Origin of the sequence: Pseudomonas putida (genome assembly GCF_016406145.1) — a bacterium.
Taxonomy (GTDB): Bacteria; Pseudomonadota; Gammaproteobacteria; order Pseudomonadales; family Pseudomonadaceae; genus Aquipseudomonas; species Aquipseudomonas putida_E.
Genome location: NZ_CP066306.1, coordinates 1,849,491 through 1,861,407, shown reverse-complemented (window position 1 = coordinate 1,861,407; position 11,917 = coordinate 1,849,491). Strand labels below are relative to the sequence as shown.

The 11,917-nt window shown below is 63.2% G+C and carries 9 protein-coding genes; 4 read left to right on the top strand and 5 right to left on the bottom strand.

The window, feature by feature from the left end:
* Positions 1-15 precede the first annotated feature (15 nt).
* Positions 16-699 carry a lipoprotein-releasing ABC transporter ATP-binding protein LolD gene (gene lolD / locus JET17_RS08530; RefSeq protein WP_172655298.1) on the bottom strand — a complete coding sequence of 228 codons (684 nt, stop codon included), beginning with the start codon at positions 697-699 and terminating at the stop codon, positions 16-18.
* Positions 700-706: 7 nt separating this feature from the next.
* Complete coding sequence (locus tag JET17_RS08525) at positions 707-1,957, bottom strand: lipoprotein-releasing ABC transporter permease subunit (RefSeq protein ID WP_012313576.1); 1,251 nt, start codon at positions 1,955-1,957, stop codon at positions 707-709.
* Between the two features lie 93 nt (positions 1,958-2,050).
* Between JET17_RS08525 and JET17_RS08520 the strand changes: the two genes are divergently transcribed.
* Both JET17_RS08520 and JET17_RS08515 read left to right on the top strand, forming a co-directional pair.
* The gene (locus JET17_RS08520; protein WP_012313575.1) at positions 2,051-2,635 is read left to right on the top strand and encodes a PilZ domain-containing protein; all 585 of its coding nucleotides are present in this window, start codon (positions 2,051-2,053) and stop codon (positions 2,633-2,635) included.
* 31 nt (positions 2,636-2,666) lie between these two features.
* Positions 2,667-3,383, top strand: coding sequence for a glycerophosphodiester phosphodiesterase (locus JET17_RS08515; protein ID WP_012313574.1), 717 nt, complete (start codon positions 2,667-2,669; stop codon positions 3,381-3,383).
* A 48-nt stretch (positions 3,384-3,431) separates the two neighbouring features.
* On the opposite strand, the gene sthA is transcribed toward JET17_RS08515, so the two are convergent.
* The 3 genes from sthA to JET17_RS08500 all read right to left on the bottom strand — a co-directional run bounded on the left by sthA (position 3,432) and on the right by JET17_RS08500 (position 7,716).
* Positions 3,432-4,826: a Si-specific NAD(P)(+) transhydrogenase gene (gene sthA / locus JET17_RS08510; protein ID WP_012313573.1), complete on the bottom strand. Its 1,395-nt coding sequence runs from the start codon at positions 4,824-4,826 to the stop codon at positions 3,432-3,434.
* Positions 4,827-5,030: 204 nt separating this feature from the next.
* Positions 5,031-6,029 carry an FAD:protein FMN transferase gene (locus JET17_RS08505; protein ID WP_012313572.1) on the bottom strand — a complete coding sequence of 333 codons (999 nt, stop codon included), beginning with the start codon at positions 6,027-6,029 and terminating at the stop codon, positions 5,031-5,033.
* 223 nt (positions 6,030-6,252) lie between these two features.
* Positions 6,253-7,716 carry a glyceraldehyde-3-phosphate dehydrogenase gene (locus tag JET17_RS08500; protein WP_012313571.1) on the bottom strand — a complete coding sequence of 488 codons (1,464 nt, stop codon included), beginning with the start codon at positions 7,714-7,716 and terminating at the stop codon, positions 6,253-6,255.
* A gap of 168 nt (positions 7,717-7,884) precedes the next feature.
* Between JET17_RS08500 and mfd the strand changes: the two genes are divergently transcribed.
* Both mfd and JET17_RS08490 read left to right on the top strand, forming a co-directional pair.
* The gene (gene mfd / locus JET17_RS08495; protein WP_012313570.1) at positions 7,885-11,334 is read left to right on the top strand and encodes a transcription-repair coupling factor; all 3,450 of its coding nucleotides are present in this window, start codon (positions 7,885-7,887) and stop codon (positions 11,332-11,334) included.
* A gap of 9 nt (positions 11,335-11,343) precedes the next feature.
* Positions 11,344-11,916: a CsiV family protein gene (locus JET17_RS08490; protein WP_012313569.1), complete on the top strand. Its 573-nt coding sequence runs from the start codon at positions 11,344-11,346 to the stop codon at positions 11,914-11,916.
* Position 11,917: the final 1 nt, after the last annotated feature.

Below are 11,917 nucleotides of genomic sequence, written 5' to 3'. Positions count from 1 at the left end.
CCCCGTGCAAGCGGCTCAGATTGCCACCAGATGACCGTCGTCGAGTTTCAGCACGCGATCCATCTGGCGCGCCAGGTTGAGGTCGTGGGTCACCACCAGGAATGCCGTGCGCGAGGCGCTGGACAGCTCCTGCATCAATTCCTGGATGCCTTGGGCGGTGTGGTGGTCGAGGTTGCCGGTCGGCTCATCGAGCATCACCAGGCCCGGCCGGTTGACCAGCGCCCGGGCAATGGCCACCCGCTGACGCTCACCACCGGACAGCTCGGCCGGCTTGTGGTGCAGGCGGTGGCCCAGGCCGACACGCTTGAGCAGTGCCTCGGCGCGCTCACGTGCCTCGGGGATCGCGGTGCGGCCGATCAGCAGCGGCATGCACACGTTCTCCATGGCGGTGAACTCGGGCAGCAGGTGGTGGAACTGGTAGACAAAGCCCAGCTCGCGGTTGCGCAGCAGGCCGCGGGCCCGCTCGCCAAGCGCCGACAGCTCTTCGCCGGCCAGCCAGACGCTGCCTTGGGTCGGCCGATCGAGGCCGCCCAGCAGGTTGAGCAAGGTGCTCTTGCCCGAACCGGAACTGCCGACGATGGCCACCCGCTCCCCTGCGTGCAGTTCGAGGTTGAGCCCGGCCAGCACTTGCACCGACTCCGGCCCCTCGTCGTAGGACTTGCCCAGGTTGCGGCAACTCAGAACGGCTTTATCACTCATGCGCGACTCACTCATAACGTAGCGCCTCTGCAGGCTGGGTGCGGGCCGCACGCCAGGCCGGGTACAGGGTGGCGAAGAAACTCAGGACCAGCGCCGCACCGCAGACCATGTACACATCCTGGGCCTGGATCTGCGAGGGCAGGTAATCGATGAAATACACGTCAGCGTTGAGGAACTTGTGCCCGATCAGTTTCTCGATGCCGGCGATCGCCGCACTGACGTTGAGCGCAGCAAGGATACCGACCACTGCACCGATCAGGGTGCCGATGACTCCGATCACCGTACCCTGAACCATGAAGATGGCCATGATCTGCCCGGGCGTGGCGCCAAGGGTACGGAGGATGGCGATGTCACCACGCTTGTCGTTGACCACCATCACCAGGGTGGAAATGATGTTGAACGCCGCCACCGCAACGATCAGCAACAGCAGCAGGCCGATCATGGCTTTTTCCATGCGGATCGCCTGGTACAGGTTGCCGTGGGTACGGGTCCAGTCGCGGCTGTAGTACTCCTGGTCACCCAACTGCTGGGCGATGCTCCAGGCCACACGTGGCGCCTGGAACAGGTCGTCGAACTTCAGGCGCAGGCCCTGCACCTGGTCCGCCTTCCAGCGGTGCAGCCGTGAAAGGTCGGCAATGTTGGTCAGGCCCAGGTAACCGTCGATCTCGCCAGCACCAACGTGGAAGGTGCCGACCACGGTGAAGCGCTTCATGCGCGGGAACATGCCGGCCGGCGTCACGCTGACTTCAGGGGCGACGAAGGTCAGCTTGTCGCCGATGGCCACCCCCAGCTTGGCGGCCGCCTTGTCACCGATCATGATGCCCCACTCGCCTGGCGCCAGCTGATCAAGGCGGCCTTGCTGAATGAAGTTGTCGATGATCGACACCTCACGCTCGCGGCCCGGGTCGATACCATTGAGCAGCACCTTCTGCACCTTGCCATCAAAGGTCAGCAGGCCCTGCATCTGGGTATAGGGCGCAACCGCCAGCACCTGCGGATTCTGCTTTACTTGTTGGGCAAGGGCAGGCCAGTCGTTGATCGGCTGGCCGCTCTCGAGCGTGGCGTGAGGGACCATGCCCAGCACGCGGGTACGCATCTCGTGGTCGAAACCGTTCATTACCGAGAGCACCACGATCATCACTACCACGCCCAGGGCGAGGCCGATCATCGAGGTCAGGGAAATGAACGAGACGAAGTGATTACGGCGCTTGGCACGGGTGTAGCGCGTACCAATGAATGCGAAAAGAGGTCTGAACATGTCGGGGCTTGTTCGGATGAAAGGGAACGTCCTTGTGGCGAGGCGCCTGCGGCGGCTTTACACTCGGACCACCGCCGCTACCATGGGTTCGCCATGACGACATTAGACGAAGAAGATCGCCGCGAATACTACCGCATCGAAGATCGGATCGCACTGGAAATCAGCCCCCTGAGCGCGGCCGAAGCCCTTGAGCCAGAACTGTTGCAGGATGATTCACCACTGTTCAACCTGCTCAGCGAGCTGCACCTGTCCGACTTCGAGTCCCAGCACCTGTTGCGTCAGCTGAGCGAAAAGGACCGCACCCTGGCGGCGTTCCTGCGGGCGCAGAACAAGCGCCTGGACCTGCTCAGCGCGGTGGTCGCGCAAACCCTGATCGGCGAGATCGGCCAGCCCCAACGGGTGATCATCTCCGAAGGTGGCATCGAATTCGCACAAACTCAGCAAATCGCCCCAGGCACCCGGGTCAAAGTGAAGATGGTGTTGATGCCCCGCGCCCACGGCCTGCTGCTGCGCGGCAAGGTCACCCACTGCGACCCGCGTGCCGATGGCAGCTTCGAACTTGGCACCGAATTCACCGACATGACCGATGCCCAGCGCCAGTTGCTGGCCCGCTACATCCTGCAGCGCCAACAGCAGCAACGGCGCCAGCAGCTGGAACAGGGCGACCCTGCCTCCTGAGCCTTTTCATTTTTGACCTGAAGGAACGAACGTGACCCTCATCTATGGCCACCGCGGCGCCAAGGGCGAAGCGCCCGAGAACACTCTGCACAGTTTCCGTCAGTGCCTGTCCCACGGCGTGACCCGCTGCGAACTGGACCTGCACCTGTCGGCCGACAATGAACTGATGGTCATCCACGACCCTACCCTCAAGCGCACCACAGGCCGGCGCGGCAAGGTGGTCGAACACCCGGCAGCCGACCTGGTCACCTACGACGCACGCAGGGGCGGCCCGGGCCATGTGCAGCCCTGCCCTATCCCACGGTTGGAAGAATTGTTCGAAAAATGCCCCTTCGAGCACTGGCAACTGGAGGTCAAGAGCGCCTCGCGGACCCGTGCCGCCACCACGGTACTGGCGATTCGGGAACTGGCACAGCAGTACGGCCTGCTGGAAAAGGTGACCATCACCTCGAGCTCTCGGGAAGTACTGGGTGCTGCGCTGGAGCTGGTGCCTGACGTAAAGCGCGGCCTGGTCGCCGAGTACGCCTGGCTCGACCCGCTAAAAGTCGCGCAGAACTATGGCTGCGATCTGCTGGCGTTGAACTGGACACTGTGCACCCCCGAGCGCCTGCTGAAAGCGCAGGGCCAGGGTTTGCATGTATCGGTGTGGACGGTCAACGAGCCGGCACTGATGCGCCGGCTCGCTGATTTTGGCGTGGACAGCCTGATTACAGACTTTCCCGGTTTGGCCAAGACCACCCTCGGGTAGGGCTGAAATCGGTCTCCCCGACCGGCTCAGGCCACCGGCCGGAGCCGCTCAAAAAAGCCGGTTCAGGCCGTCATAGGCAGCTACCCGATAGGCTTCGGCCATGGTCGGGTAGTTGAACGTGGTGTTGACGAAGTATTTCAGGTTATTCAGTTCGCCCGGCTGATTCATCACCGCCTGGCCAATGTGGACGATTTCCGAAGCCTGGTAGCCGAAGCAGTGCACGCCGAGGATTTCCAGGGTCTCGCGGTGGAACAGAATCTTCAGCATGCCTTGCGGCTCGCCGGCGATCTGTGCACGCGCCATGCTCTTGAAGAATGCCTTGCCCACTTCGTACGGCACCTTGGCCTGGGTCAGCTCCTGCTCGTTCTTGCCGATCGAGCTGATCTCCGGAATGGTGTAGATGCCGGTCGGCACGTCGTTGACGAAACGCCAGCTGCCGTTGTCGACGATGCTGCCTGCCGCCGAGCGGCCCTGGTCATGGGCGGCACTGGCCAGGCTCGGCCAGCCGATCACGTCACCGGCACCATAGATGTTCGGCACGCTGGTGCGGTAGGCCTCGTCGACTTCGATCTGGCCACGGCTGTTGACCTTGATGCCGATGTTCTCAAGGCCCAGCTTGTCGGTGTTGCCGGTGCGGCCGTTGCACCACAGCAAGGCGTCGGCCTTGATCTTCTTGCCAGACTTCAGGTGCAGGATGACACCATTGTCCAGGCCCTCGACCCGCTCGTAGTCTTCGTTGTGGCGCACGGTGATGTTGTTGTTGCTGAAGTGGTAGCTCAGCGCCTGGGAAATTTCCGAATCCAGGAAGCTCAGCAACTGGCCGCGGTTGTCGACCAGTTCGACCAGCACACCCAAGCCACTGAAGATGGAGGCGTATTCGCAGCCAATTACGCCGGCGCCGTAAACGATCAGTTTGCGCGGGGTGTGGCTGAGGCTCAGGATGGTGTCACTGTCATAGACACGCGGGTGGTGGAAGTCGATGTCGGCCGGGCGGTACGGACGCGAGCCGGTGGCGATGATGATGTGCTTGGCGTTGAGCTTTTCCACCACGCCATTGGGGCAGACCACTTCGACGGTCTGCTCATCGGCGAAGCTGCCGGTGCCGAAGAACAGGTCGACGCGGTTACGGGCGTAGTAGCCGGTACGCGAAGCGACCTGCTTGGAAATCACCTTCTCGGCGCTCTTGAGCACGTCTGGGAAGGAGAACCAGCGTGGCTCACCGATGGCACGGAACATCGGGTTGGTGTTGAACTGCATGATCTGCCGCACCGAGTGACGCAGTGCCTTGGACGGGATGGTGCCCAGATGGGTGCAGTTGCCACCGACCTGGCGACGGCTGTCGACCATCGCCACCTTGCGCCCTGCTTTGGCGGCGTTCATTGCCGCACCTTCTCCGGCCGGGCCGGAACCCAACACCACTACGTCGTAGTTGTAGACAGCCATGCGTACTCCTTCAGAACTGGCCCGCTGGCCACGGTCGCCGCGGGACTCGATCATGCCGCCGGGGCGCCATGAGAAAATTCGGGTGCAGTCTAATCAAGCGTGAACGCCGCGCACATTAACCCTTGGTCGCGTCGTAGGCCAATTTTGCCTGCACTACATGTGCATCCACCGATTCCCTGGCAGCTACCGTCCCTGCTTGCGCTTTCACTTGCCTTTGAGCGCCCGCTCGAAAGCGGGCGTAGCTCGGGAGACGAAGCCACCCTCTGCCCGAGTCACCAATACCGCCGCCAGGTCATGAGCGAGGGCAAAGTCCCAGCCGCGCTCAGGCCCGAGGATCAGCAACAGGGTCGAGTAGCCGTCGGCCTGCAGCGCCGAGGCATCGAGCACGGTGACGGCAGCCAGGTCATGATCGACCGGGCGCCCGATACGGGCATCGAAGGTGTGCGAATAGCGCCGGCCATTCTGCTCGAAATAGTGCCGATAGTCACCCGAGGTCGATACACCCAGGCCATTGACCGGCATTACCTGGCGGGCGATCTGACGGTCTTCGCGGGGCAACTCCAGGGCAATGCGCCATGGGCTACCATCGGGTTTGCGGCCCACCGCCTTGAGCTCGCCGGTAACTTCGGCAATGAAGTTGACGATACCCATGGCACGCAGGCGTGCAGCAATCAGGTCCACGGCGTGGCCAGCGGCGATGCTGTTGAAGTCCAGTTGCACAGGGGCGTCCTTGCACAATGCCTGGCCCTCGATGCGCAAGTGCTGGTAGCCCACACGCAGGCGGGCATTGGCCAGCGCCTGCGGTTCTGGCACCTGCTCATGGCGAGCCTGGGGGCCGAAACCCCAGAGGTCAAGCAACGGCTCGACAGTGAGGTCGAAAGCGCCATCGCTTTGTTCGGCCAGGTGTTGGCCGAAGGTGACCAGTTCGAGCATGTCTGACGGCAAGGCCAGGCACTGGTTGCCGGGGAGCTGATTGAACTGGCTCACCGCAGAGTCGCCGCGGTAGGTCGAGTAGTGCTGATCTATGCCCTGCAGGATCGTTTCCACTGCCGCCTGTACCTGGACAGGCGCAGGCCCGCCTGGCTCGCGGACGTACTGGACGCTGTAGCTGCTGCCCATGGCAGGGCCACCGAGGCGCTCCAGGGCGGGGCCTTGGTTGCAGGCGGTCAGCAGCATGAGGATGAACAGGAGGGCTGTGCGCAAAAGTTGAGTTCTCGGTTGCCAGCACCGGCGCGACCTTGTAGGAGCGGCCTTGTGTCGCGAAAGGGCTGCGCAGCAGCCCCAGCAATTTGTGTTGCTCAGCTGAGACCTGGGGCCGCTTTGCGGTCCTTTCGCGACACAAGGCCGCTCCTACAAGGTCGCGCCGGTGCAGCCATAAAAAACGGGAACCCGAAGGTTCCCGTTTTTTCATTGCCTTACAAGCGAATTAGCGTGGAAACGCTGGCGGGTTCACACCAGCCATGTCTTCCATCACGCGAACCACCTGGCAGCTGTAACCGAATTCGTTGTCGTACCAGACGTACAGAACAACGCGGTTATCGTTGGCGATGGTCGCTTCGGCGTCGACCACACCCGCGTGGCGCGAGCCTACGAAGTCGGTGGAAACCACTTCCTGCGAGCTGACGTAATCGATCTGCTTGTGCAGCTCCGAGTGCATGGCGGTCTGGCGCAGGTACTCGTTGATTTCTTCGCGGTTGGTAGCCTTCTCCAGGTTCAGGTTCAGGATGGCCATCGACACGTTCGGCGTCGGTACGCGAATGGCGTTGCCGGTCAGCTTGCCCTTGAGCACTGGCAGCGCCTTGGCGGCAGCAGTGGCAGCACCGGTTTCGGTGATGACCATGTTCAGCGGCGCGGCGCGACCGCGACGGCTGCCCTTGTGGAAGTTGTCGATCAGGTTCTGGTCGTTAGTGAACGAGTGAACGGTTTCAACGTGACCATTGACGATACCGTACTGGTCGTTGATGGCCTTGAGCACCGGCACGATGGCGTTGGTGGTGCACGAAGCTGCCGAGATGATCTTGTCCTCGGCGGTGATGTCACCGTGGTTGATGCCGTGCACGATGTTCTTCAGCGCGCCCTTGCCAGGTGCGGTGAGGATCACGCGGGCAGCGCCCGGGCAGGCCAGGTGCTGGCCCAGGCCGTCGGCATCACGCCATACGCCGGTGTTGTCGACGATCAGGGCGTTGTCGATGCCGTACTGGGTGTAGTCGACTTCGCTCGGGCTCTTGGCGTAGATGATCTGGATCAGGTTGCCGTTGGCAGTGATGGTGTTGTTGGCTTCGTCGATGGTGATGGTGCCATCGAACGGGCCGTGCACCGAGTCACGGCGCAGCAGGCTGGCGCGCTTGACCAGGTCGTTTTCGGCACCCTTGCGCACAACGATTGCACGCAGGCGCAGGCCGTCGCCACCACCGGTCTTCTCGATCAGGATGCGCGCCAGCAGGCGGCCGATGCGGCCGAAACCGTACAGGACAACGTCGGTGCCCTTGCGCGCCGAAGCGTTCTGCTGGCCAACCACGTCGGCCAGTTCTTCACGCACGAACTGCTCGGCGGTCTTGCCGTTGCCTTCCTGCTTGAACTTGTTGGCCAGCTTGCCCAGGTCGACCGAAGCGGCGCCCAGTTTCAGCTCGCTCATGGCTTTGAGCAGGGGGAATGTCTCGTGGACGGACAGTTCGGTTTCGTCGGTTTGACGGTGACGCGCAAAGCGGTGGGCCTTGAGGATCGAGATAACCGAACGGTTGATCAGGCTGCGGCCATAGATCGAGCTCACCACGTTGTTGTTGCGGTAGAGCTGACCGATAAGCGGGATCATCGCTTCAGCCAGAGCTTCACGATCGATCCACTCACCAAGACACTGGTCGGGCTTCTGAGTCACGGGAACCTTCCACATGTAGGGGGAGAAAAAAGGGGCTACATTATGACGCCCCAACGCGTAACCGGCAATGAGCGCCTGTCGTGGGAGCCAAAGCCCGTGCTCATGCCCTTTCCGAGCCTGACAGCACGCACCGGCACCGGTACAATCGGTCTCTTTGCCGCAACGCTTGGAGTGCAATCTCCCGTGTCAGTTCTGCGCCTACCGCAAATGTCGGCCACGGCCGGCAAACAAACCTGGGGCAACCTGCCCGGTGCCGCCCTCAGCCTTGCCATCGCCGAGGCCGCCAGCAGTGCTGGCCGCTTCACCCTGCTGCTGACCGCCGACAGCCAGGCTGCCGACCGTCTGGAGCAGGAGCTGCGCTTCTTTGCACCCGGCCTACCGGTGCTGCCGTTCCCGGACTGGGAAACCCTGCCCTACGACCTGTTCTCACCACACCAGGACATCATTTCCCAGCGCATCGCCAGCCTCTACCGGCTGCCAGAGTTGAGCCATGGCATCCTCGTGGTGCCGATCACCACGGCCTTACACCGTCTGGCCCCAACGCGCTTCCTGCTCGGCAGCAGCCTGGTGCTGGATGTCGGCCAGACGATCGACGTAGAACAGATGCGCTCACGGCTGGAGGCCACTGGCTACCGCTGCGTCGACACGGTCTACGAGCATGGCGAGTTCGCCGTGCGCGGCGCGCTGATCGACCTGTTCCCGATGGGCAGCAAGCTGCCCTACCGTATCGACCTGTTCGACGACGAGATCGAGACCCTGCGTACCTTCGACCCGGAGACCCAGCGCTCGATCGACAAGGTCGACTCGATCCGTCTGCTGCCGGCACGCGAATTCCCCATGCAGAAAGAGGAAGTGACGCGCTTCAAGGCACGCTTCCGAGAACGTTTCGATGTCGACTTCCGCCGCAGCGCGATCTTCCAGGACCTGGCCAGCGGCATCATCCCCGCCGGGATCGAGTACTACCTGCCGCTGTTCTTCGAAGAAACCTCGACACTGTTCGACTACCTGCCAAGCGACACCCAGGTGTTCTCGCTGCCGGGCGTCGAGCAGGCTGCCGAGCACTTCTGGAACGACGTGCGCGGGCGTTACGAAGACCGCCGCGGCGACCTGAGCCGTCCACTGCTGCCGCCTTCTGAACTGTTCCTGCCAGTGGAGGACTGCTTCGCCCAGCTTAAACAGTGGCCGCGCGTGGTGGTCAGTGCCGAGGATGTCGAGCCTGGCGTCGGCCGCGAGCGCTTTCCCGCCCGCACCCTGCCCAACCTGGCCATCGAAGCCAAGGCCAACCAGCCGCTGGCGGCGCTGTCCGACTTCCTCGACCAGTTCAGCGGCCGGGTGCTGTTCACCGCCGAATCGGCGGGCCGTCGCGAGGTGCTGCTGGAGCTGCTCGAGCGCCTCAAGCTGAGGCCACACACAGTCGAGGGCTGGGCGGACTTCATCACTGGCAGCCAGCGCCTGGCGATCACCATCGCCCCGCTGGACGAAGGCCTGCTACTCGAAGACCCGGCCATCGCCCTGGTCGCCGAAAGCCCGCTGTTCGGGCAGCGCGTGATGCAGCGCCGGCGCCGCGACAAGCGCGGCGAGGCCGCCAATGATGCGGTGATCAAAAACCTTACCGAACTGCGTGAAGGCGCGCCGGTGGTGCACATCGACCATGGCGTGGGCCGCTATCTGGGCCTGGCCACGCTGGAGATCGACGGCCAGGCCGCCGAGTTCCTGACCCTGGAATACGCCGAGGGCGCCAAGCTTTACGTCCCGGTGGCCAACCTGCACCTGATTGCCCGCTACACCGGCAGCGATGACGCCCTGGCGCCGCTGCACCGGCTCGGCTCGGAAGCCTGGCAGAAGGCCAAGCGCAAAGCCGCCGAACAGGTCCGCGACGTGGCCGCCGAGCTGCTCGACATCTACGCCCGCCGAGCCGCGCGCAAGGGTTACGCATTCGCCGACCCGGCTGCCGACTATGCCACCTTCAGCGCCGGCTTCCCCTTCGAGGAAACCCCCGACCAGCAGAACGCCATCGAAGCGGTGCGCGCCGACATGCTCGCCGCCAAGCCGATGGACCGCCTGGTGTGCGGCGACGTCGGCTTCGGCAAGACCGAGGTCGCCATGCGCGCGGCTTTCATCGCCGTGCACAGCGGCCGCCAGGTAGCGGTGCTGGTGCCTACCACCCTGCTTGCCCAGCAGCACTACAACAGCTTCCGCGACCGCTTCGCCGACTGGCCGGTAACGGTCGAGGTGATGAGCCGCTTCAAATCGGCCAAGGAAGTGGCCAGCGCCGCAGCGGACCTGGCCGAAGGCAAGATCGACATCCTGATCGGCACGCACAAACTGCTGCAGGACGATGTGCGCTTCAAGGACCTGGGCCTGGTGGTAATCGACGAAGAGCACCGCTTTGGCGTACGCCAGAAGGAACAGCTCAAGGCCCTGCGCAGCGAGGTGGACATCCTCACCCTGACCGCCACACCGATTCCGCGAACGCTGAACATGGCCGTGGCCGGCATGCGTGACCTGTCCATCATCGCCACACCGCCGGCACGGCGCCTGTCGGTGCGCACCTTCGTCATGGAGCAGAACAACAGTACGGTAAAAGAAGCACTACTGCGTGAACTGCTACGCGGCGGCCAGGTGTACTACCTGCACAACGATGTGAAAACCATCGAAAAATGCGCCGCAGACCTTGCCGAACTGGTGCCTGAAGCGCGTATCGGCATCGGCCACGGGCAGATGCGCGAGCGCGAACTGGAACAGGTGATGAGCGACTTCTATCACAAGCGCTTCAACGTGCTGATCGCCTCGACCATCATCGAGACCGGCATCGACGTGCCCAGCGCCAACACCATCGTCATCGAGCGCGCGGACAAGTTCGGCCTGGCCCAATTGCACCAGTTGCGTGGCCGGGTCGGCCGCAGCCACCACCAGGCCTATGCCTACCTGCTGACACCGGCGCGGCAGAAAGTGAGCGCCGACGCCGAGAAACGCCTGGAAGCCATTGCCAACACCCAGGACCTGGGCGCCGGCTTCGTGCTGGCCACCAACGACCTGGAAATCCGCGGCGCCGGCGAGCTGCTGGGCGAAGGCCAGAGCGGGCAGATCCAGGCCGTGGGCTTTACCCTTTACATGGAAATGCTCGAACGGGCGGTCAAGGCCATTCGCAAGGGCACACAGCCGAACCTGGAACAGCCGCTGGGCGGTGGCCCGGAAATCAACCTGCGCCTGCCGGCACTGATCCCCGAGGATTACCTGCCCGACGTACATGCGCGGCTGATCCTCTACAAACGCATCGCCTCGGCAGCTGACGAGGAGGGTCTCAAGGACCTGCAGGTGGAGATGATCGACCGCTTCGGCCTGCTGCCCGAGCCGACCAAGAACCTGATGCGCCTGACCCAGCTCAAGCTTCAGGCGGAAAAGCTCGGCATCAAGAAAGTCGATGCCGGCCCGAACGGCGGCAAGCTCGAGTTCGAGGCCGAAACCCCAGTCGACCCGCTGACCCTGATCAAGCTGATCCAGGGCCAGCCAAAACGCTACAAGTTCGAAGGCGCAACCCAGTTCCGCTTCCTGGTACCGATGGAACGGCCCGACGAACGCTTCAACACTCTGGAGGCGCTGTTCGAGCGCCTGACCCCACAGACAGCCTAAGGAAGATCCATGCGTGCCATCCGTTGCCTGACCTTGTTGCTTGCGCTGTTCGCGCCGGCCGCCTTCGCTGAAGGTCTTTATCAGGTGGAAATGATCCTTGTGCGGCAGAACAGCGTGCCGGCCTTCACCAGCCCGTACGCCCCTGAAGACTGGAGCGCCGGCGCCCTGCGCCTGGAAAAGAGCGCAGAACGCCCACTGGCGCTGGAAGATGAAGCCACCCGCCTGCAAGCCACGGCCGACTACACCGTGCTGCTGCACAAGGCCTGGCAGCAGCAGGTCGGCGACACGCCAAGCCGCATCGCTCTGGGTCATGGCCAGGAGCAGTTCGGCCATTTCCCGATCGAAGGCAACCTGAGCATCACCGAAGGGCGCTTCATCGCCGTGGAGGCCAATTTCTGGGTCAACCAGCTCGACAGCAACGGCAATGTGCTCAAAAGCGAGCAGTTCAAACAGAGCAACAGCACCGTCAAGGGCGGCCAACTGACCTTCCTCGATGGCGGCCACCTGGCGGTGCTGCTGAAGGTCACCCCACCAGGCACACGGAAGATGCCGGTGATGGATCCGGAGATGATGGAGCAGTGAT